At 54.3% G+C, this 22,140-nt stretch carries 22 protein-coding genes; 16 read left to right on the top strand and 6 right to left on the bottom strand.

All coding sequences use genetic code 11. The annotated features are described in order from the left end of the window. Positions 1-17: 17 nt before the first annotated feature. From NSQ80_RS15515 to NSQ80_RS15495, 5 genes are all read left to right on the top strand, one after another. Positions 18-1,136 (top strand): glycoside hydrolase family 76 protein, encoded by a 1,119-nt coding sequence (locus NSQ80_RS15515; RefSeq protein WP_339299797.1) that lies wholly within the window; start codon positions 18-20, stop codon positions 1,134-1,136. Further along, positions 1,136-2,185 carry a glycoside hydrolase family 76 protein gene (locus NSQ80_RS15510; protein WP_339299795.1) on the top strand — a complete coding sequence of 350 codons (1,050 nt, stop codon included), beginning with the start codon at positions 1,136-1,138 and terminating at the stop codon, positions 2,183-2,185. Before NSQ80_RS15515 ends, NSQ80_RS15510 begins: the two co-directional genes overlap by 1 nt. Before the next feature lie 102 nt (positions 2,186-2,287). Then, complete coding sequence (locus tag NSQ80_RS15505) at positions 2,288-3,556, top strand: glycoside hydrolase family 125 protein (protein WP_339299793.1); 1,269 nt, start codon at positions 2,288-2,290, stop codon at positions 3,554-3,556. Positions 3,557-3,583: 27 nt separating this feature from the next. Then, complete coding sequence (locus NSQ80_RS15500) at positions 3,584-3,820, top strand: carbohydrate-binding protein (RefSeq protein WP_339299791.1); 237 nt, start codon at positions 3,584-3,586, stop codon at positions 3,818-3,820. Continuing rightward, positions 3,808-3,960, top strand: coding sequence for a hypothetical protein (locus NSQ80_RS15495; RefSeq protein ID WP_009224339.1), 153 nt, complete (start codon positions 3,808-3,810; stop codon positions 3,958-3,960). Before NSQ80_RS15500 ends, NSQ80_RS15495 begins: the two co-directional genes overlap by 13 nt. 68 nt (positions 3,961-4,028) lie before the next feature. Here NSQ80_RS15495 and NSQ80_RS15490 read toward each other — a convergent pair whose 3' ends face one another. Continuing rightward, positions 4,029-4,370 carry a cupin domain-containing protein gene (locus NSQ80_RS15490; RefSeq protein WP_323077299.1) on the bottom strand — a complete coding sequence of 114 codons (342 nt, stop codon included), beginning with the start codon at positions 4,368-4,370 and terminating at the stop codon, positions 4,029-4,031. Positions 4,371-4,626: 256 nt separating this feature from the next. On the opposite strand from NSQ80_RS15490, the gene NSQ80_RS15485 reads away from it, so the two are divergent. From NSQ80_RS15485 to NSQ80_RS15455, 7 genes are all read left to right on the top strand, one after another. Further along, a complete protein-coding gene (locus tag NSQ80_RS15485) occupies positions 4,627-4,800 on the top strand; it encodes a hypothetical protein (RefSeq protein ID WP_157268794.1) in 174 nt (57 codons plus the stop codon). Between the two features lie 206 nt (positions 4,801-5,006). Further along, positions 5,007-5,387, top strand: a complete 381-nt coding sequence (locus NSQ80_RS15480) for a DUF2294 domain-containing protein (protein WP_260070246.1) — start codon at positions 5,007-5,009, stop codon at positions 5,385-5,387. Between the two features lie 123 nt (positions 5,388-5,510). Continuing rightward, complete coding sequence (locus NSQ80_RS15475) at positions 5,511-6,293, top strand: ABC transporter ATP-binding protein (RefSeq protein WP_016311240.1); 783 nt, start codon at positions 5,511-5,513, stop codon at positions 6,291-6,293. Positions 6,294-6,447: 154 nt separating this feature from the next. After that, entirely contained in the window at positions 6,448-7,236 is a 789-nt protein-coding gene (locus NSQ80_RS15470; protein ID WP_232282260.1) for an ABC transporter permease, read from the top strand. Between the two features lie 54 nt (positions 7,237-7,290). Then, on the top strand, positions 7,291-8,325 hold the full coding sequence (locus tag NSQ80_RS15465; protein WP_339299784.1) for an ABC transporter substrate-binding protein: 1,035 nt from the start codon (positions 7,291-7,293) through the stop codon (positions 8,323-8,325). A 42-nt stretch (positions 8,326-8,367) separates the two neighbouring features. Beyond that, entirely contained in the window at positions 8,368-8,994 is a 627-nt protein-coding gene (locus NSQ80_RS15460) for a cysteine hydrolase (RefSeq protein ID WP_036644808.1), read from the top strand. 13 nt (positions 8,995-9,007) lie between these two features. After that, positions 9,008-10,387 carry an MFS transporter gene (locus tag NSQ80_RS15455; RefSeq protein ID WP_339299782.1) on the top strand — a complete coding sequence of 460 codons (1,380 nt, stop codon included), beginning with the start codon at positions 9,008-9,010 and terminating at the stop codon, positions 10,385-10,387. Between the two features lie 55 nt (positions 10,388-10,442). Here the strand turns inward: NSQ80_RS15455 and NSQ80_RS15450 are convergent, their stop codons facing one another. The 3 genes from NSQ80_RS15450 to NSQ80_RS15440 all read right to left on the bottom strand — a co-directional run bounded on the left by NSQ80_RS15450 (position 10,443) and on the right by NSQ80_RS15440 (position 14,618). Next, positions 10,443-11,930, bottom strand: a complete 1,488-nt coding sequence (locus tag NSQ80_RS15450) for an altronate dehydratase family protein (protein WP_339299780.1) — start codon at positions 11,928-11,930, stop codon at positions 10,443-10,445. After that, complete coding sequence (locus NSQ80_RS15445; protein ID WP_339299778.1) at positions 11,918-13,360, bottom strand: tagaturonate reductase; 1,443 nt, start codon at positions 13,358-13,360, stop codon at positions 11,918-11,920. The genes NSQ80_RS15450 and NSQ80_RS15445 overlap by 13 nt, the downstream gene beginning before the upstream one ends. Before the next feature lie 226 nt (positions 13,361-13,586). Then, positions 13,587-14,618 (bottom strand): LacI family DNA-binding transcriptional regulator, encoded by a 1,032-nt coding sequence (locus NSQ80_RS15440; protein ID WP_009224328.1) that lies wholly within the window; start codon positions 14,616-14,618, stop codon positions 13,587-13,589. 170 nt (positions 14,619-14,788) lie between these two features. Between NSQ80_RS15440 and NSQ80_RS15435 the strand changes: the two genes are divergently transcribed. After that, positions 14,789-15,709 (top strand): acetylxylan esterase, encoded by a 921-nt coding sequence (locus NSQ80_RS15435; RefSeq protein WP_339299775.1) that lies wholly within the window; start codon positions 14,789-14,791, stop codon positions 15,707-15,709. 26 nt (positions 15,710-15,735) lie between these two features. On the opposite strand, the gene NSQ80_RS15430 is transcribed toward NSQ80_RS15435, so the two are convergent. Beyond that, positions 15,736-16,617 (bottom strand): AraC family transcriptional regulator, encoded by an 882-nt coding sequence (locus tag NSQ80_RS15430; RefSeq protein WP_339299773.1) that lies wholly within the window; start codon positions 16,615-16,617, stop codon positions 15,736-15,738. A gap of 114 nt (positions 16,618-16,731) precedes the next feature. On the opposite strand from NSQ80_RS15430, the gene NSQ80_RS15425 reads away from it, so the two are divergent. Further along, complete coding sequence (locus NSQ80_RS15425; RefSeq protein WP_339299771.1) at positions 16,732-19,773, top strand: glycoside hydrolase family 2 TIM barrel-domain containing protein; 3,042 nt, start codon at positions 16,732-16,734, stop codon at positions 19,771-19,773. Between the two features lie 297 nt (positions 19,774-20,070). Next, positions 20,071-20,232 (top strand): hypothetical protein, encoded by a 162-nt coding sequence (locus tag NSQ80_RS15420; RefSeq protein WP_339299769.1) that lies wholly within the window; start codon positions 20,071-20,073, stop codon positions 20,230-20,232. Between the two features lie 98 nt (positions 20,233-20,330). Here the strand turns inward: NSQ80_RS15420 and NSQ80_RS15415 are convergent, their stop codons facing one another. Continuing rightward, positions 20,331-21,236 carry an IS1595 family transposase gene (locus tag NSQ80_RS15415; RefSeq protein WP_339299767.1) on the bottom strand — a complete coding sequence of 302 codons (906 nt, stop codon included), beginning with the start codon at positions 21,234-21,236 and terminating at the stop codon, positions 20,331-20,333. Positions 21,237-21,690: 454 nt separating this feature from the next. Here NSQ80_RS15415 and NSQ80_RS15410 point away from each other — a divergent pair, with 454 nt between their 5' ends. Continuing rightward, entirely contained in the window at positions 21,691-22,125 is a 435-nt protein-coding gene (locus NSQ80_RS15410; protein ID WP_311202302.1) for a MarR family transcriptional regulator, read from the top strand. Positions 22,126-22,140: the final 15 nt, after the last annotated feature.

Raw genomic sequence — 22,140 nt, 5'->3', positions numbered from 1 at the left:
CAGAGGGGAGAGATCATATGAAGACCACCACGAAGGAAACTGAAATCACGCAGCAACGGGCCGACTTGGCTCAGACGGCGCTGGACGAATTATTCTGGAACGAAAAGATCCAAATGTACAATATTCAAACGCCTTGCGAAAACGGGGCATGCAACGAGATTTTTCATTACTGGTGGATGGCGCATGCGGTGGATGTGCTGGTCGACGGACTGCGGCGCACGGGGGACCGGCGATATGCCCAGCGGCTGGAGCAGCTGTACGACGGACTGCTTCAGCGCAACGGCGGCGCATGGCCCAATGAGCTGTACGACGATATGGAGTGGATGGCGCTCGCTTGGCTGCGCGCCTATCAAGCCACGGGCGAACCGCGCTACAAGGAGGTCTCCCAGCTGCTGTGGCAGGACATCCAAACCGGATGGAACGAGCAAATGGGCGGCGGGATCGCCTGGCAGAAATCGCAGCTCGACTATAAAAACACCCCGGCCAACGCCCCTGCCATCATCCTGGCGGCCCGGTTGTACCAAGCGTTTGGCGATCCGGACGATTGGGCTTGGGCGCAGCGGATCTATGAGTGGCAGGCGGCGAACCTTATCGACCCGGCCACCGGGTTGGTGTGGGACGGTATGAACCGTACCGGGGATGGGACGATCGACAAGGATTGGCGGTTCACTTATTGCCAGGGCGTCTTTATTGGAGCTTCGGTGGAGATGTACCGGGTAAGCGGCGATACGGCTTATCTGGAGGCGGCGCTTCGCACGTTCCGCGTCGTCCTCCAGGAGTTTACCTCCAGCGAGACCGGCCTGCTGCCGGAGGAAGGGGACGGCGATGCCGGACTGTTCAAAGGCATCCTGATCCGCTACTTGGTGCAGTTGGCTCAGGCGGCCCCGGACCATCCCGAGATTGCCGAGTACGTCGCCCTTCAGGCGGAACGCGCCTGGAGCCGGCTGGCCGCTCCGCAGCAACCGCGGTTCGGCACGGATTGGAGCTGTGGTCCAGCACCGGAGGGGGCCGTGTCCCTCAGCTCGCAGCTAAGCGGCGTGATGCTGATGGAGGCGGCGGCAGCGCTTGAAACGGGTGCGGATCAGGCGGCCTCGGAGCTAACGTCGGATGCTGCGCCCCAAGGGGAGATGCCGTGATGGATCGCCGCGAGCTAGGCTGGGCCCAACTGGCGGACCGCATGCACCGCGACCTGTTCGACTGCTACGGGAATGAGCAGACCGGCATCCTGGACCAGTGGTATCCGCGTACGGCGGGCCGGGCCGGCGAAAATTTCTACTACTGGTGGCAAGCCCATGTCCTCGACGTGCTGGTGGATGCCTACGAGCGGACCGGCGACCCGGCGCTGCCCGATCGGATGAGGCAGTTCTGCCGCAGTCTGGAGCGTTATAACGGCGGGACGTTCACGCATAATTATTACGACGACATGGAGTGGACGGCGCTGGCGCTGCTGCGGGCTTACCGGGCGACCGGTGAGGCGTGGTATGAGGAGAAGGTCCAAGAGCTGTGGGCGGACATCCAAACGGCTTGGAATGAGCATTGCGGCGGGGGGATGGCGTGGAAGAAGGATCAACTGGATTACAAAAATACCCCAGCCAATGCGCCTGCTGCGATTCTTGCCGCCCATCTTTACGGCTTGTTCGGTCGGCCTGACGATCTCGCTTGGGCCAAACGGATATACGATTGGAACAAAGCGCATCTGGTTGACCCTGCGACCGGCTTTGTTTGGGATGGCATGAACCGCACTGGGGACGGAACAATCGACAAGGACTGGCGGTTCACCTATTGCCAGGGCGTCTTTATTGGCGCGGGAGCGGAATTATACTTCTACACCGGCGAATCAGCCTACTTGGAGGATGCAAGGCGCACCGCAGCCGCCTGCTTCGAGGAGCTGTGCGAGCCTGATATTTGCCTGCTTCCCGCGGAAGGCATCGACGATACCGGGTTATTCAAAGGCATCCTCATTCGCTACCTCGACCGTCTCTTGGAGATCGACCCAGAGTGTCCACGCGTGCGGGAGGTTATTTTCGCCAATGCGGAGACTCTTCGATCCAGCGGGCTGCTTGAGAACCTGGCGCTGTGCGGCCCTTCTTGGAAGGAGCCGCCGACCTTGCCGGTTCAGCTCAGCGTCCAGTTGAGCGGCTTGATGCTGCTGGAAGCGGCGGCAAGGCTGGAGGCGCGAAAGTGAGGAACATGTCATACAGAACCGCCGGAAGCGAACGTACGGCATAACGAGCATAACGAGCACAATAAGCACAACGACTACGAGACAACACGGAGGAGATTAACCATGACTGAGCAACTGACTCAATCCGATATTATTGTCTTGGTGGAGACGAAAATGAAGCATCGCCCGAAAATCGTGGAGATGTTCAAACGGTGTTATGAAAATACGCTGGAAACCACCATCCATCGCCACGACGACGGGACGGTGTTTATGCTGACCGGCGATATCCCGGCCATGTGGTTGCGCGATTCCGTGAACCAGCTTCGGCCGTATCTGATCCCGGCGGCGCAGGATGCCGGCTTGCGCGAGATTATCGAGGGCGTGTTGAGAACGCAATACCAATCGATCCTGCGGGACCCGTATGCCAACGCGTTTAACGAATTTGAGAATTTCCGCGGCCATCAGACGGATTTGACTGAGATGTCCGGCTGGATTTGGGAACGTAAATACGAGGTGGATTCGTTATGTTATCCTCTGCAGTTAGCCTATCTTTATTGGAAAAATACCGGGGAAACCCGCCACTTCACGCCGGAATTTAAGCAAGCGGCCGAGTTGATTTTGCAAACCTGGCGGACTGAGCAGCGGCATGAGGAACTGTCAAAATACACGTTCGTCCGGGAAAACAGCGGGGAAACAGATCGGCTTCCGGGACCGGTCGGCTATACGGGGATGACCTGGTCGGGCTTCCGCCCCAGCGACGATGCCTGCAAATACGGCTATCTCGTTCCGTCGAACCTTTTTGCCATCGTGGTGTTGGGTTATTTGCTGGAGATCAATGAGCGGTTTTTCGGAGATGACGCTTTCGCCGATGAGGTACGTGCGCTGCGAGAGGACATTCGGCAGGGGATTGAAAAATACGCCATCATCGAGGATGCGGAGTTCGGGAAGGTGTACGCGTACGAGGTTGACGGGCTTGGCGGCGTGAATCTGATGGACGATGCCAACGTGCCCAGCCTGTTGTCGCTGCCTTATCTCGATTACTGCAGCAAAGACGATCCGATCTATCTCAACACGCGCCGGATGATTCTGAGCCGCCGCAACCCTTACTACTATGAAGGAACGTATGCCAAAGGCATCGGCAGCCCGCACACTCCGCCAGACTACATTTGGCACATCGCCTTGTCCATTCAGGGAATCACCGCGCTGGAGGAATCGGAAAAGCTGGAGATTCTGGATATGTTCGAGCGGACCGATGCCGGAACGAATCTGGTGCATGAAGGGTTTCACAAGGATAATCCATCGGAGTATACGCGGGAATGGTTCTCCTGGTCCAACGCCATGTTTGTTGAATTCGTGCTCAGTTTATGTGGTCTGGAAATTGCCATGTGCTAGCTTTCGGGTAAGGAAAACAATCCGAAAATGGAGAAGGTTACGGGAACCGGCGGCTGGCAGGAGTTTAAGGTGTTCTCGGCGGAGGTCACCGCTCCGGTACGCGGCAAGCATATCGTTTTCCTGTACTTCAAAGGCTCGGATTGGCTGTTTAACCTGGATAAGTTTACGTTGGCGATCCCGCCGTATTTACGGCACCGCCTGTTACGCCTGAGCCGCCTCGTGACCACACCCCACCAGGAGAGGTTGAGCATGTGCGAGCGGTAAAGGAAAATGGACAGATTCGGCTAACATGGGACGGACCGTATGATATGGACGGCGTGAAGGTGCAGATCCGTCTGCTCAAGAACAAGAAGAATGTCTCCAATGGATATACCGTTTCGCTGGGAGATTTGCTCAAGAAGTAAATAAAAACAGACCGGGGCGGATGTGGGATCCTGCCTTCGGTCTGTTTTTCGCGATTAGAATTAGCGTCTTAAATATTCTGCGCGTACTCTGGTGCGGGAACTTTGGTTAAGACAACGTACAGGCTGGCGGGCTCCGTTCCGTCATTCCGGTAGGAAAAGGCTTCCGCTCCTTCCAGATGCAGTGCTTCACCCTGATTCAGCGGCGAGGTTGCTCCGTCCACCGTGATCGACCCGCTGCCTTGCAGGGCTAGAATAAATACGTCCGTATTCGGATGCGTGTGGGTTGGCAGCTCTTGGCCCGGCATAAAGTTCAGCACGAACACGACGCTTTCGCCTTTTTTGAAGGCGATCCGTTTGGAGAATTTCTCGGCTTGGAAGTCCTGAAGCTGGGCTAATGCTAATTTTTCCATCTTGATGATTTCCTCCTTGTAACGGTCGCGTGGACCGGATCGTTTGGCTGGGTTTCTCCGGTTTGATCGCCGGAATCCCTGCTCCTTGTCTCCTATGTTAGCATCGAGTTGCTCCTTTCTTCTTGATTCAGATCAAGTTTGCGAAAAAATGCCCCTATTTCAAAACTCTGTGAAATGGCCACTACTGCAAATTGGAGTAAATTGGAGAAAGGGGATATGGATGTTTTTTGAAAATGTGGTGAAAGGAGTAACGCTCGTGAAACGTTTTCCGGGGATGGATCAAGAAGCGGTCATGATGGAGATTAAGCAGCTCAAGCAGAAAGCTGACCGGCTGCTTGCGATGTCAATTCGGCTGAATCAACCCAGCTTGGCGGACGAAGCGGAGCGGTTGTACCAGCAAATTGACAGGTTGGCTTTGCTCACCGGGTAATTTGACACATTTCATCCTAAGCCATACGTTTAAATATAGCTCTCATGTAAAATAACATCACATCCGAGTGGATGGATGTTATTTTTTTTGACGTAAATGTATTGACAATCCCTTTTGAACGCCTATAATTAATCACAAGAATAATAGTTTAATCAATCACACCCAAGAGTTATGATAGAATACCTAACATGAAGGAGGGTGTGAGTATGGCCATCTCAACCGCTGGCGAATGGAAGCAGGACATTTTGAGGATTTACAACGCGATAAATAAGCAAATCTTTAACGTGGGTGTAAAACAGCAAAAAGTAGATTTCGTCGGCAACAAAATTGTGATTATTTCTTTGAACGGGCGAGTGCCTGTCTTAAAGCTATTGGATGAGGCTTATCCTCAATCCACGAGGCAGCTGGATTACTTGTTGTTTCAGGTGTTCAAGCGGGAGATTAAGGCAGCCCTCGAACGGCAATTTCAACTGAATATCGTCGCCGTACTCAAAGATTACGATGCAGAGACCGAATTTTCCGGTACGATCGTTGTCTTGGATCGCGACGTGGAGGATTATCTGAAGGAGTCGTCGGAACTTCGCTAATCGAAAGAGCCGACCAATCGTCAGTTTGGACTCGCAGCGCTATTGTTAGGAGGCGCTATGGGTTTTGACTGGCGATTTTTTTATATCAAAAAATGAAAATTTCAAGGAGTGGAGGCGTGGAGCATGCAACCCAAAATCGAGATTAACGGAGTTAGTAAATGGTTTCGCCGGAACGGCCGAGATATCCCGGCCATGCAAGAAACGAGCCTGAAGATTGAAGCGGGAAGGTTTGTCAGCATCATTGGCCCAAGCGGTTGCGGCAAGTCTACCTTGTTCAACATCATTGCCGGACTCATTCCACCCTCTACCGGAGAGGTGCTTGCGGACGGGGAGAATATCGTGGGGAAGACGGGATATGTCGGTTACATGCTGCAAAAGGATATGTTGCTGCCGTGGCGGACGATTCTAGACAACATCATTCTGGGGATGGAAATTCGCGGCGTCCCTAGAAAGGAAGCGGTGGATCGAGCTTTGCCCCTGATGGAGAAGTATGGACTCAAAGGTTTTGATAAGCATTATCCCAAGGAATTGTCGGGAGGTATGCGGCAACGGGCTGCGCTGCTGAGAACGTTGCTTTACGACCGCGACATCATCTTACTGGACGAGCCGTTTGGCGCGCTTGATGCACAGACCCGGCTAACGATGCAAAATTGGCTGTTGCAAATTTGGACCGACTTTGGAAAAACGGTGTTGTTCGTCACCCACGACATCGATGAAGCAATTTACTTGTCAGACGATATTTATGTCTTCTCTTCGCGGCCGGGCCGGGTCAAAACGAAAATCACGGTCACGATGGAGCGCCCGCGCAAAACGGAGGATATGACGTCCCCGGATTTTATGGAACTGAAACATCTCTTGCTTGACCAGTTATCGGCGGGACATGCGGAGGAAGAACTCGCGCTTTGACCGTTTGGATAAAAAAATAACGATCTAGGAGGGATGAAGTGTGGAAGAAACTGTGCGTAAATCGACCTTTGTGATCCATTCTCTATCCACCGATGCGGCGGTAACGGTAGCCGAAAAAAAGCTGAAGCCCCCGTCTGCCTCAAATTCAGCACCGCTGATTTATGACGAGGAGGCAGCGGAGCGGAAGAAAGCCCGCAGGATCGGCTGGGGAAGGGTGGCCGTAGGGGTTCTGCTGTTCATCATCTGGGAGGTGTTTACCCGGATCGGTTGGCTGGATTCTTATTATTGGAGCAGCCCGAGCGCGATATGGCAAACGACCTGGCTGCAAGTGGCAGAGGGCGGGCTGCTGGGGGATATCGCCTATACATCAGGCTCAACCGTGCTGGGCTTTGTGTTCGGCACATTATGCGGAGCTTTGTTGGGCTTGTCCTTCTGGTGGTCACGGAGCTATGCCGGCATTAGCGAACCTTACTTGATTATATTAAACGCGATGCCCAAGCTGGCTCTTGCGCCTGTCCTCGTCATTTTGCTGGGAATCGGCTTCTTCTCCAAAGTGGCGCTGGCTTTTTCCATGACGGTTGTGGTATCTGCCTTGTCCGCCTACAGCGGGGTGAAGAGCGTGGACCCGGACATGGAGAAGCTGATGTATTCGCTTGGGGCCAAACGCTGGCAGGTGTTTACCAAAGTCGTCATTCCATGGTCGATGCCTTGGATCATCAGCAGCTTGCGTATCAACATTGCTCTGGCGCTTGCCGGGGCCATCGTCGGTGAATTCATCGCCTCCAGCCAAGGCGTTGGACGCATGATCATGTATGCGGGGACGATTCTTGACATCAATCTCGTGTGGGTTGGCGTAGTGGTTTTGTCTGTGCTATCCATGGCCATGTATTGGGGAGTTGTACTCTTGGAAAGAGGGTTGTCCAAAGGTTTCGGCGTCAAGTAGCGGGAAACCTGTCAGTCAACCGGAATTAGAAAATGTTCATGAGGGGGAAGTTGGATGAGAAAGAGCAGACTGTTACCGTTATTATTGGGATTGGCTTTGACGGGCAGCTTACTTGCAGGATGCGGAGGGAAAAGCGAGCCAACGGCGGAAGCGGCAGAGGGGAGCACAGAGCTCAAAAAGATCGTCATCGCCGAACCGGTTCATTCCACGGGATATCTTCCGCTCTATTTGGCTCAGCGGGAAGGTTACTTTAAGAAACGGGGATTGGATGTAGAAGTGATTCAGGCTGCCGGCGGCGCTCACGTCACGGCGGTGGTTAGCGGGGACGCATGGGGCGTCATCGGTGGAACAGAGTCCAATGCGCTGGCAAACAAGAAAAATTCCGATCCCATCGTGTCGATCGTCAACGTCGTTAACCGAGCCAACGTCTACTTGGTAGCCAAGAAGGGGCTGGCTCCGGCCGGCAGTTCAGAGGCGGATTTGAAGGAGTTCTTTAAGGGGAAGAAGATCAACGCCGGACGTCATGGCGGTACTCCTAATTTGCTGATCCGTTATTTGCTGATCTACTTGGGACTGGATCCGGAGAAAGATGTCACTCTGCTTGAGCCGGCGGATGCCTCGACGGTCGTGACGATGGTGCAGCAGGGAGCGGCAGATATCGGCAATGGGGCGGAGCCGCAAATTAGCGACGGGATCTCCAAGGACGTCTGGGGCGAACCCTTTTATAAATTCCATGACTTCGGCGATTTCTCCTATTCCGTGCTCAGCGTGAAACAATCGACGATCGATAAAGATCCGGAAACGGTGCAGTTGTTCACCGACGCTATTATTGAGGCGCTGAAGGTGGTTCAAGAGGATAAAGAACTAGCGATGAAAAACATGAAAGCCGAGTTCCCTACGTTATCCGATGATGCGATTCAGGCCTCCCTTGACCGCGCCTATGCGGACAGCCTATGGAGCAGGGATGGGTTCATTACGGAAGCCGCAGTGAAACAAGACATGGACGTGCTGATCAAAACCGGGATTTATACGGGCGATTACTCCTATGACCAATTGGTCGACATGCAGTTCGTTAATTCATCCAAGTAAGGAAAGGGAAGGTGAAGCGAAGTGAATTTAGAGCAGAAGCTAATGAACAGCCGGACAGCCATCGTGGTGGTAGATGTTCAAAATGATTACTGTCACCCGGAGGGAGCTTTAGCCCAAGCGGGTAATGACGTTGGTGCCGTGGCCGACATGATGCCGAATTTACATCGCTTGCTGGCGGCGGCCAGAGAATTCGGGGTACCGGTGATGTTTATCCAGACCTTTCATGAAGAAGCGACCGATTCCGAAGCTTGGAAAGAACGATCTAACGGAAAATCGATGGCGGTATGCCGGAAGGGCACCTGGGGGGCGGATTTCTACGAAGTTGCCCCCGAGCCGGGTGAGGTTGTCGTGAACAAACACCGATACAGCGCTTTTGTGAATACCCGGCTCGATTCGATCCTGCGGAGCCAGAAGATCGAAACGCTGATCATGACCGGTGTCAGCACCAATGTGTGCGTGGAATCGACGGCCCGGGACGGTTTTATGCTGGATTATCACATCGTGCTGCTTCGCGATGCTTGCGCCTCTTATTCCAATCAAGCTCATGAAATGACGATCAAAAATATCGAAGGATATTTCGGTGAGGTCACGGACACCCGGGAAGTGATTTCCTTGTGGGAACGGGCTTGGAAGACGACCGTGAACCCAATGACAATGACACAAGTGTAAAGCAGGTGCAGGCATGGGCATGAACGGCAAATACCGTACACTGGTTCAATATATCATTTGTACGGGAGCCTTTTTATCTAACTGTTCCGCCGGTATGTTCAACATCGCGCTGGTTGATATCGCTAGAGATTATCAGATCGGTCTTGCCTCCGCGCAATGGGTTGTTACGGCTTATCTGCTGGTCATTTCCGTACTCCTGCCGGTGATGGGGAAACTCGGGGATATCCGGGGACGGCGGTCCGTGCATAATCTGGGTTATCTCGGTTTCGCGTTAGGGGCGCTTGGCTGCGCGCTTGCCCCGTCACTGGGCTGGCTGATTGCCTTCCGTATCGTGCAAGGCCTTGGCGCTTCGATGTATCAGGCGACGAACATGGCGCTGATCGTTTCTCTGTTTCCTCCTGAAAAGAGAGGGAGAGCCTTAGGGATGATCAGCACCTTCGTGGCCGCCGGTTCGATGATCGGCCCCAGCCTGGGCGGTGTACTGATTCAATGGATATCTTGGGAGGCATGCTTCTGGCTGCTGGCCGGTACCGCGTTAGTGGCTTGGATGATGGCCCAGCGGTTTATTCCGAAGGATCAGCCGGAGGAGCAAGGGCACATCGATGTAACCGGAGCTCTGCTGTTTGGGACTTCGTTAACCGGCCTTGTCACAGCGATTCATCTAAGCTCGGAATGGGGATGGGGATCTCTGCCTGTGGTCGTGTTGCTGCTGTTGTTTGCGGGTTGTGCCGCCGGGTTTGTGATGTGGAGTCTCTCCACCAGCGACTCCCCCTTCATCGATCTCAAGCTGCTCGGCGATGCTGCGACGAATACCGGGCTCTGGATCACCATCGTTACGTATATGGCCGCGTTTTCGGCGCAACTCGTATTGCCGGTGTTTCTTCGCCATGAGCTTAGCACTCCGCCGGCGATGGCCGGATTGATGATGATGGGTTATCCGCTGGCGTTGATCGTCGCCTCCCCGTTATTTGGCAGTTTGTCGGACAAGCACGGTTCCTTGCCTCTGTTGACGGCCGGATTGTTGGCGATGTCCGGGACGTTAGTTGCTTTAGGTTTTCTTTCCTCCTCGTATCCGATGTTTCTATTAATTACATTGATTGTTTTGCTGGGTGCATCCATGGGGATGATCACTTCGCCCAATACGAGCCTGGTGATGGGCCGCGTGGATCCTGGTCACTTGGGGTTAATCAGCAGTTTACTCGCGTTGTCGCGTAATCTTGGCATGATGTTCGGTACTGCAGCAGGCGGCGCGTTCATAGCCGGCGCAGACGGTTATCGGATGGTTTTCGTCCTCTGTCTTGCGTTGGTGTTCGGTTCCTTAGTTCTCCTGCTTGTTACTGTTCGTCAAGCGCGGCACCGTCGTCGCCATGAGGAGACGGTATCGCCATCCTAAAAAAGCCATTGCCTGGACGTTAACGTCTGGGCAATGGCTTTTTGGCGTGATTCGCTTACAATGTGACCCCCGTTTTGAAAATAGCCAGCTCGCGGACCTCGTTCTGCTCGTTCCGGGTGGGTTGACCGCTGGCTACCGCGATAACGTAATGGATAAACTGCTCCAGCACTTCTTCCATCGGCGTATCCAGCAAGACCCCGGCGTTGAAGTCCATCCAGTGCTGTTTCCGGGCGAACAGTTCGTTGTTCGTGGCGACCTTGACGGTAGGGACGAAGCTGCCAAACGGCGTCCCGCGGCCGGTCGTGAAAAGGACTAGCTGGCAGTCGGCGGCGGCCAGCGCAGAGGAGGCGACCAGGTCATTTCCTGGTGCCTGCAGCAGGCTAAGGCCTTTCTTGCGCAGCTTCTCGCCGTATTTCAGGACGTCGACCACCGGGGCGGTCCCGGCTTTTTGCGTGCAGCCCAGCGATTTGTCCTCCAGCGTACTAATGCCGCCGGCTTTATTGCCGGGCGAGGGATTTTCATAGACAGGCTCGCCGTAGGACAGGAAATATTGCTTAAAATCGTTGATGAGAGCAACAATTTGCTCGAACACCTCTTGACTCTCCGCGCGGGCCATCAGCATCTGCTCGGCCCCAAACATCTCGGGAACTTCTGTTAGAATCGTAGAGCCGCCCTGCGAAATGAGAAAATCGGAAAAAGCGCCGAGCAGCGGGTTGGCCGTAATGCCGGAGAAACCGTCCGAGCCGCCGCACTTAAGCCCAACGTTCAGCTCGCTGAGCGGCACCGGCTCCCGGCGGTCGTTGCGCGCCGCCTCAACCAGTTCTTCCAGCAGCGCCAGGCCAGCCTCCAGCTCATCCTCGACCTCCTGAGCTACAAGAAATTTGACGCGTTGCTCGTCGTAATCGCCTAGCCGCTCCCGGAACTCGGATACGACGTTATTCTCGCAGCCCAGTCCAAACACGAGAACGCCGCCTGCATTGGGGTGAAGCACGGCGTCTGCGAGAATGCTGCGCGTCATGAGATGATCTTCCCCAAGCTGCGAGCAGCCGTAGGGGTGCTTCAACACGGTAATGTTGTCGAAGGGGCCAAGATCCGGGTGCTCCGCTTTAAAGGCGCGGATCATTTGCTCCGCAATCCCGTTCACACAGCCGACGGTAGGCACGATGTACAGATCGTTGCGTATGCCGGTTTTTCCGTTGGCCCGACGGTATCCCTGAAAGGTTAGGGAACGCTTCGGATAAATGACCGGGTGCAGGTTCGGATGATATTCGTATTGTTTCTCACCGGCGAGGTTCGTTTTTACGTTATGCGTATGCACCCACTCGCCTGGAGCGATCGCGGTTATGGCATGGCCAATCGGATAGCCGTATTTCGTGACGGACGAACCGGCGGGAATGGCGGTGAGTGCGATTTTATGGCCTTGGGGAATGTCCTGCACCGCTCGAACGGACTTCTTGTCAAGCTGGAGATCTTCACCAGCTGCGATTGGCCGCAAAGCCACCGCTACGTTGTCGCGCGGGTTCATTTTCATTAATCGTCGCATCGACTGCCGCCTCCCAACCATTGTAATGTCGCTCGGGCGCCAAAAGCGTCCAGCTTCCGGACATATTGCTCCAGGGTGTCGGCCAGTTCGGGAACGCTGGATAAGTCTTCTCCCCACAGCTTCGTTTCCCGTAACAGGGCCGGAATCGCTTCAGCGGGCTGCGACCACGCCTGATCAAAGAGGGCCAGCACCTCCGGGCTGTCCTTCCGCGCAAGCCGGTCGCCCCGATAACCGACCAGCAAGGCGGCGAAGGCTAGCGTGATCCGCTTCGGCAATTCGCCCCGTTCCCGCTGGTAGCGAAGGAGCACAGGCAGCAGCCGGGTCTGGAATTTGGCGATGCTGTTTAGCGAGATCGAAGCCAGCTCGTGTCGGATGAACGGGTTCATAAAGCGTTCCCGCACGGCCTCGGCATAAGACAACAGCCCGGATCTGGGCAAATCAAGCATCGGAACGATCTCCTGCTCCATCAGCTCCCTAACGAACACAGACAAATCCTCGTCGTTCATCACATCCTCGACCGTTGTCAGACCGGCGAGTAAGCCCAACGCGGCCATCGCCGTGTGGGGGCCGTTCAGCAGATGAACCTTCTGCTCGCGGTACGGACGCAGGTCCTCGGTGAAGATGACGTTTAATCCCGCCTCGGACAGCGGCAGCCGTTCAGGCAGCCAGGCCGGGCCTTCGATGACCCACAGCAGGTAAGGCTCGGCGGTCACCATCAAGCGGTCTTGGTAGCCAAGCTGTTGTTCCAGCTGCCCCGCTTTCTGCTGCGGAAATCCGGGGACGATCCGGTCCACGAGGCTGCAGCAAAAGGTGTTTTCCCGTTCAAGCCATTGAATGAACCCATCGCCAAGATCCCATTCGGCGGCGTAGCGCAGCACGATCTCGCGCAGCTTCTCGCCGTTGCGGTCGATCAGTTCACAGGGGATGATCGTAAATCCCGCTTTGCCCAGCTGATAGCGGCGGTAGAGCAGGGCGGTCAGCTTGCCGGGAAAGCTCCGCTGCGGCGCGTCCGTGAGGCGGTCCTCCGGGTTGTAGGCGATGCCGGCCTCGGTAGTGTTCGAGGTGATGAACTCCAGCGAATCTTGCTCCGCTAGAGCGAGAAATTGCTCATAATCGGTGTAAGGACTGATCAGCCGGCTGACGGAGTGATTGATCTCGTGTTCGTTGACCACTTGCTGCTCCGCGATCCCGTTAATAAGAACCGTGTAAAGGTGATCCTGCTTCGCATAATGTTCGGATACCGGGCTGCTCTGCGGCTTGATCATCACCACGCTGCCTTGAAACCGGCCTTGCTTGTTCATCTGCTGCACCTGCCAGGCGGTAAAGGCACGCATGAAATTCCCTTCGCCGAACTGGATCATCCGTTCCGGGTAGGCAGGCAAATCGGGAAATAAGGTTCGGGATAAGAGCGGGTATTGCGGTGTGTCCATCGTTTTTTCGCCTCCTTGTTTTAGATGCTGATAGGAGATTAAGAGAAGTTAGGTATTTGCACACGTGAACATTTTGGAGTATGGCGAGCTGCCTGGCTTGCCGGAAAGGACCAGGACAAGCTTGAGAAGCTGTCGAAGTGCGGGACGAAGCGAACCCTTAGCGGCTAACAGAAGCAACCCATAGCGGCTTGCAGACGATAAGCATAATTCAGCGCTACAGTTCAAATCAAGAGATCTTGGCCACGGACTGACGGATCACCAGCGTCGTTGGGACGAACAGGGTCTCGCCAGGTGGTTCTGTTGGTTGTTCCTTATCCGATGATTCTGTACTCGGGGGTTGCATCAGCTCGATCAGCTTGCGGGTTCCCAGTTCGCTGATATCAGCAACCGGCTTGCGGATGGTCGTCAAGGCTGGATTCGTGTAACCAGCGAACACGATATCGTCGAACCCGATCAGCGACACCTGATTGGGCACGTTCACGCCCCGGGCGAAGCAGGCGTTCATCGCCCCGATCGCCATATCGTCGTTCGCGCAAAACACCAGCGTTGGCGGCTCCTTCAGATCCAGCAGCGCGTTCATCATCCGGTACCCGCTGTCGATGCTGTAATCTCCGGCAACTTGATATTCAGCGGGAAGGGCAAGACCATGGGCGAGTAAGCTTTCCAGGAAGCCTTGCTTCCGTTCAGCCGCAGACCGAAAGCCTGCTTTGCCTTCCATGATGGCCAGCCGCCGATGGCCTTGGGCGATCGCATAGTTGATCGCTTCCCGCACCCCTTCCCGATCATTGGCAACGACGTTCACGATGCCGGGATCGTCCAGATAGCGGTTTAGGACAACGAGCGGGATGCCCGCCTGCTTCACATGGTAAATAAACGCATTGTCGGCATCGCTTTGGCTCATGACTAGGATACCATCGAAGCGGTGCGGCGAAATGCCCTCCAAATGGCGGATGCCGTCGATCCCGTGCACAGTAAGACTGTAGTTTTCATCCAGCGCATGGTGAATGCCCTTAATCGCATCCACGAGGAAGCTGGCCGACGTGCCTTGATCGATGCTGGAGAAGAACAAACCGATCGTATACGTCTTCTTCATCACCAGACTTTTGGCGCTGACATTCGGAACATAATTCATTTCGGCGGCGATTTTTTCGATTTTCGCCCGCGTCTCCGGCTTAATCAGCGGGCTCCCGTTTAACGCCCGGGACACCGTGGTGTGGGACACACCGGCCACGCGGGCAATGTCTTTAATCGTAATCATAGAACCTCAACTTCCGCAGGAATTCGCAAGTTTTTCACGTTTTCATTCTATTCCCAGATATCTAAAAAAGTCAAGAAAAACAAGCAATGCACACGTGAAAATAAAATTTGCCCCAAGTTAAATGTAAGCGCTATAATTATCGGTAAAATAAACGGAGAGGATGAGCGGATATGCACGTTGAGGAGCAGCGATCAAAGCTATGGGAGGCGCTTGGGGAGTTGCCGTCCTTTGAAAGACCGGTTTCCGCCCGGTTATTAAAGCGGGAGGCGTTGGACGGATATGAGCTGGAGACCTTGCTGCTGGATTTAAACGGGCTGGAGCAGGTACCGGCATATTTCGCTAAGCCGCAGGAAGGGGAGGGACCTTACCCGCTTGTCGTGTTTAATCACTCCCACGGCGGAAATTACGGGAACGGCCGCAAGGAGTTGATTCGCAGCAGCGGTTATCTTCAAGAACCGTCTTTTGCCAAGGTGCTGACCGGCCTAGGCTGCGCGGTATGCAGCATCGATATGTGGGGCTTTCATGAGCGCAGCGGCAAGACCGAAGGCGAGCTTGTAAAAGAAATGTTGTGGACCGGACGATCGTTATGGGGCATGATGATTTACGATAATTATCGGCTGATCGACTATCTGTGTACCCGGGAAGACATCGATCCTTCGCGTATCGGCACGATCGGCATGTCCATGGGTGGGCTGATGGCGTGGTGGCTGGCAGCGCTCGACGAACGGGTGGGCGTCATCGTTGACCTCTGCGGGCAGGTTGATGCAGAAACATTGATTGCGCGGCGCGGTCTGGAACATCACGGGTTTTATTACTACGTGCCCGGGCTGCTGAAGCATTTTACGACCCTCGATATTCAAAAGCTCATCGTTCCCCGCCCCCGTCTCAGCCTGGTTGGCCGCAACGACCGGTTATGCCCATTTGAAGGGGTACAGCTGCTTGATCAAGGCTTACGTGAAGCCTATGGAGCCGCTGGAAAGCCCAACCATTGGCAAACCGTCATCACCGGCGGCGGTCATATGGAAACCGCGGAAATGCGCGCGGCGTGGCCAGAATTTATCGCCCAGCATCTGCTGCATTCCGCGCCATAGGAAGGGGTTCGCGCCCGGAGCGGTCATCAGCCGCGTTCCCTTCCGCGAAGCTCCTCCGACGGCAGCCGGCCGAACTCGCGCTTGTAAAGCCGGGCGAAATAAACCGGCTCTAAGCCGACATAAGCCGCGGCTTGACGGATCGTCATGTCGGGATGATCCATCAATAGGTGCCGGGCTGTTTTCAGCCGGATCTGATGAAGGTATTGCAGCGGCGTTAACCCCATTGCTTGCCGGAAGAGCCGGGTCAGCTGCTTCTGCGAGTAGCCGACGTGGCCTGCCAGCCCGGCGATGGTGATCGGCCGATTCAAGTGGTCATGCAGGAAGCGAATCGCAACATCTACAACCGACGCCCGGTATGAGGCGGGGGGAGCGGCGGGCGGTACCACTGGGACGCCTGAATCGGCCTCTACGCTCGTTTGGCCTGACGTATCCTTGAGGATGGCTAGAAACAACGAATACAGCAGCTCGGTCGTTCGCCAAGGGTCATGCTCGTTGCCGGACAGCTGCCAGATGGCAAGCAGGCGATCCGTAAATAACGAGACGTCCGAGAGCTGCAGCAGCCGAGGTGCATCCCCAAAGCCCCAATGGCTTAGCACCTCGCCGAAGTTTTCCAGCAATGTGACATACCCGACGAACCAGGGCTCCTCCCCGTAAGGCATATATTCATGAGCGCAGCCGGCGGGGATGTAGAGTAATTGGCCGGGGCGAAGAATGTCCCATTTGTCCTTGTTAACATAAAGCCGGCGAAACTGCCCTGTCCCGGAGATCGTCAAGAACAGCTGATGCGCCGAGAATCCCTTCATCCGCGTGAGCGGAGGCTGAATTTCCGTACCAACCGTATAAACGGATAACGGCAGAAGCTCGTTGCGGGAAGGGGTTAAATTACTTCTGAGCGGAAGCAGGTCCATGGGGAGTTCCTCCAATTTGTCCATTTTGTCTGGTGGTTTGTCCGATTTGTGGCTTCCGCCCGATTATATCCCACCTCTATAATGAGAGCAAATCGTTTGGGGAGTGTGAATTAGGTGGAACTGAACCGTGAATGGGAAAATTTATCGTGTCTGCACATCGGCCGGCTGCCGGCCCGCGCCTCCTATATTCCGTATGGGAGCGTCGAGACAGCCCGAACGGGAAAACGCGGGCGCTCACCGCATTATCAAACGTTAAACGGAAGCTGGAAATTCCGCTATCATCGCAGCGTTCGCGAGGTAGACAACCATTTCTTTGAGACGGAAACGGATGTGAGCGCTTGGGACGATCTGATCGTGCCTTCCTGCTGGCAAACGAACGGCTATGATCAGTTACATTATACGAACGTCAACTATCCGATTCCTTACGATCCGCCGTTTGTGCCGGACGACAATCCTGCGGGTACATATGTAAGGGATTTCAATTTGCCTGAAGCGTGGATGAAGAGGCAGACGCGGATCGTATTTGAAGGGGTGAACGCTTGCTTTTACTTGTGGGTGAACGGTCATTTCGTTGGTTACAGCCAAGGCAGCCGGATTCCGGCGGAGTTTGATCTCACGCCGTTTGTAGCTGCAGGCCGCAACCGTCTCGCCGTGCTGGTGTTGAAATGGTGCGCCGGCACTTATTTGGAGGACCAGGATGTCTGGCGGTTTTCCGGAATTTATCGCGATGTCTATTTGCTGTCCCGAGATAATACACACATCCGTGACGTGTTTAATCAACCGCTGCTGCCTTCCGACCTATCCGAAGGCAAGCTGCGGTCGGAGATCGAAACGACGGGCAGCCTGACGGTGCAAGCGGAATTGCGGGATCCGGCGGGCAAGCTGATCGGACGTCATGAGGCACAAATCGACGGCAAAGGGGCGATTGAGCTGGACGTGCCGCAGCCACAGCTGTGGAACGCTGAGCAACCCCGGCTGTACGAGCTGGTTTTGACAGCCGGTCAAGAAGTGCTGCGCTTTCGGGTCGGCTTCAAAAAGGTGGAGATCACAGGCGGCATCTTCCGCATTAACGGCCGCGCCGTGAAGCTGAAAGGGGTTAACCGCCACGATTCCCATCCGGAGCTGGGGCAGACGATTCCGGTGAACCATATGATTACAGACCTCAAGCTCATGAAGCGGCATAACATTAACACGATCCGGACCTCGCATTATCCGAATGACCCGAAGTTTCTCGATCTCTGTGATGAATACGGGTTTTACATCATTGATGAAGCGGATCTGGAGTGCCATGGCGTGACCAGAACGGGCGAGCTCGAAGCGGGTGTCTTCCATAAGCTGTCGAACAACCCGGATTGGAAGGAAGCGTTCGTGGAACGGGCTGTTCGCATGGTCGAGCGGGACAAAAACCACGCCTCCGTCATCATCTGGTCCATGGGTAATGAATCCGGATATGGGGCCAACCATATAGCCATGGCGGAGTGGACGAAAGCGCGGGATGCCTCACGTCCGGTGCATTACGAAGGAGCGGATCCCCGGTATTACAGCGATTCGGATACGTCCTGCCTTGATATGGACAGCCGCATGTACCCCTCGGTAAAGGAGATCGAGCGGTATGCGCTCGATGAGAACAGTTCCAAACCGCTGTTCCTCTGCGAGTATAGCCATGCCATGGGTAACGGACCGGGCGATTTGCAGGATTACTGGAACGTGATTTATCGCTATCCGAAGCTGATGGGCGGCTGTGTCTGGGAATGGTGCGATCACGGCATTGCCGCGGAGACGCCGGACGGACAACGTTATTATGCGTATGGCGGCGATTTCGGTGATCAGCCAAACGACGGGAACTTCTGTATCGACGGCTTGGTCTTCCCGGATCGCCGGCCGCACACTGGGCTGCTGGAATTAAAGCAGGTTATTGCGCCGGTGCTGATCGAGGCGGAGGATGCGGTTCAAGGCCGGTTCCGCGTGCTGAACCGTTATGATTTTAGCAGCCTGTCACATCTGGCGGTCAGTTGGAAGCTGGAGCGGGAAGGAGAAGTGCTGCAGCAAGGGCGGTCAGGCCCGCTAGCCGCCGCACCGGGTGAGACGGAGATTCTCTCTCTTCCCTATGATCTGACGCTGGCGCAGGAGGGGTCGGGACCGCTCACCTTAACCTGCTCGGTCCGGCAGCAGCTGGACACACCTTGGGCGGAGGAAGGGTACGAAATCGCCTTTTATCAATTTGAATTGCCGGGGGCCAAGGCAGCGTTGGCCCAAGAGCAACGGAAAAGTGAAGAATACGCTACCTTTATGACGGCGGATGAACAGGACGGCTTGCTCACGGTGCGTGGGTTTGATTTCGAGCATGTCTTTGACCTGAAGAAAGGGATGCCGAAGCAGGTGTCGAAGCACGGCGTACCGTTGCTCGCTAGTCAGGCCCGGTTTAACATCTGGCGGGCCCCGATGGATAACGATATGCACATCCGCAAGGAATGGGAAGCGGCAGGACTCGACCATGCCGCGATGAAGGTGTACGGGAGTCACTGGGAGCAAAAGCCGGACGCTTCGGTCGAAATCATCGTCGACTTCTCGCTCGCCAGCTACACCTTCGAACCGTTCGTGCGCGGCAGCGCCGTATGGACGGTTGGGGTCACGGGCGAGATCCAACTGAAGGTTCATGCCGAAGCGCGCGAGAATCTTCCTTTCTTACCGCGCTTTGGTCTCGAGCTGACGATGCCGAAGGGGACCGAGGAGATCGAATATTACGGCTACGGTCCGCATGAGAGCTACATCGACAAACGGGCGAGCGTACGGAAAGGCAAGTATTTGCTGTCGGTGGACGACATGTTCGAGAACTACGTCATGCCGCAGGAAACCGGTTCTCGCTACGGTACGGATTGGGCAATCGCATCCACCATTCAAGGCATGGGACTGAAATTCACAGCGGCACAGCCGTTCTCGTTCCAGGCTTTGCATTACACCGCCGAGGACCTGACGGCAGCGCAACATACGTACGAACTCAAGCGCCGCCCCGAAACGATCGTCACGCTCGATTACCAAATGAGCGGCGCCGGTTCCGGCTCCTGCGGCCCGCAGCTGGCAGAGCCTTACCGTTTTGCCGAGAAGTCGTTCGATTTCGAGTTGACGATCCAGCCGGTATTTAAGGAAGAAGAATAGAGACTGGATCAGTCGTAGTAAAGAACCGTTCCCTGGCCTAGTGGCTGGGTGAGCGGTTTTTTACGGTTACGGAGGTAGGTCGTCTATCCGATCCCCCCTTTTGAAGGATTATCCCGTTGCATCAGGTGTTGAAGAAAGAGAAAGAGTAACAGTAAGCAAAAATTGAAAGAGTAAAGAAAGAGTAATACAAACGGAAGTAGAAACATAAACAGAAACAGAATTAGAAACAGAATTAGAAGTAAAGATAGACATAGACATAGACACAGACACAGACACAGACACAGGCAAGATATAGACATGGACATGGATATGGATATAGATATAGATATAGGCATAGGCATAAATGTATGCATAGTTATAGATATTGTTGAAGGTGCAGATGTAGATATTGATGTGGTTGCATATTTGGATATGTATTTGGTAATAGAAATTGGTATAGATTATATACATGTATCATGAATATATATTACAATACATATCCAAATACAGATTCGAGCACATATTTTAATATAGATTTGAATACAGATTTATCCCTTGCCTGTTGTTCAGCCCTTGCATTAAGCTGCAGCTGCAATGGACGGGTTCTGGTGATGTGCGATTAACTGGCGGTAAGGGATCGCTGGAATGGACAGGCACATCTGCAGCAGGTCCTGGCGCATTTCTTCCTCGGAAAAGGTCATGCGCAGGTAACGGCGGACGGTGTACTCATTCAAATACGCCTGCAAATGCGTTATCCCCAAGGCGACATACGTGCGCCTGATAGAGTCCCTTGCTTCTCTCACGACTCTCCGTAGGGGCAGATACATCCGATGAACGAAAGGGAACCACCGCTTGGTTGAGGTATGGACGTCTACATGCTTGTTGATGAACTCCGCGAGATCGCGCCGGGTAGCCCATTGCTCGCTTCCTCTTTTATGCGGTATCAGTTGGATCTTCACCCGCTCGGGCTCACCAGACTCCGTGACCGTGCAGCCGGCGACGACTGCGGTGGCATAAGGTTGAGAAGCTGGATGAAAGCGGTTGGTGTCCGTCCCATACTGATCGCGGTTCACCTTTACCTCTCCAGAGAGCAGTTCCCGGGCATCACATTCACCGAGGGTATGGCGGATTTTGTGCAGCATGAGCCAAGCGGTCTTGTAGGTAACTTGGATTACCTGACTCAACCGCAGCGCCGAGATGCCGTCGGGAAGCAGAAACAGCTCCATGGCTTGGAACCACTTCACCAAAGGCAGATGGGTTCTTTCAAAAATGGTGCCGACCAAAGGCGAGGCTTGATAGCCGCATCTTCTGCACTCAAACAAAGGAAGTCGTCGGGAGGACAGGCGGGTGCATTCGGTATAAGCGCAGCGCGGGCAAACAAATCCGTTTGGCCACTTCATAGCGATGATCGCCTCGATGCAGTCGGCTTCACTTTGAAAACGGCTACTGATAGATTGAAGCTCCATGCTCGTACCTAATTCCATGTCCGATCCCTCCAATTTAAATCCCTCTAACTCAACAATTACGCACATTCGTTCTCTTTTTCCTCATTATACCAAACAAATGTTCCGTCATCAAGAAAAATATCCCAACTCTCCATCTTGTTCTATCTACTCTAAAAAGGTTGGATGAATTCATCTCCTATAAAGGTCGGATGATTTAATCACCTATTTCTGAACGAAAGGGATAATGGTGTAAAAGAGGCGCGAAAAAAGGGGATAAGGGGGAAAAGGAGCGGGAAGCCCACATTGAGCAGCAAAAGTGGAGGGGGATAACCAGGGCCGCATTTTCCGCTGTCAAAAAGTTCGTTGAGCCGGGTGCTTGACGGGGGATTTATTAAGGAGTATATTATTAACCGCTGAAATATTTAAGTAGTAAATTAATTAAATTGTTAAATTAATCGAACGGCTCAAGGCAGGAAGGAGGAGAGAAACGTTGGTGAAAAAAGAAGAGCTGTTCGAAGTCACCTCGATGTTTCGAACGCTGTTCAAGGCGATCACGCAGGAGTGGAACAAACGCGGGGGTGAGTTTAACCTTAGTTTTCCGCAATATAAAATGCTCTACATGCTGCACACCTCCGGTACGCATACCGTATCGCAGATCGCAGAGAGCTTGGGGATTACCTCGGCAGCAATCACGGGAATTACGGACCGGCTGGTTACGGAGGGGTATGTGAACCGCGAACGCGGGGAGAACGACCGCCGGGTTGTAAACATCTCGATTACCGATCGGGGGAGGGAAATCATCAACCAGATCACCGAACGGCAGAAGGAGATGCTCGAGGGGATTTTTGATCAGCTGCATGAGGAAGATTTACAGCATTTGCGGCGAATTCTTGGCGTGGTGCTTGCAAATATAGAAAATAAATCATAACGGAGATGGAGAAAC

The sequence above is a fragment of the Paenibacillus sp. FSL K6-2441 genome, from assembly GCF_037964765.1.
Taxonomy (GTDB): domain Bacteria; phylum Bacillota; class Bacilli; order Paenibacillales; family Paenibacillaceae; genus Fontibacillus; species Fontibacillus phoenicis.
The sequence above is the reverse complement of the archived record's forward strand: the minus strand, read 5'-3'. Positions and strand labels throughout refer to the sequence as shown.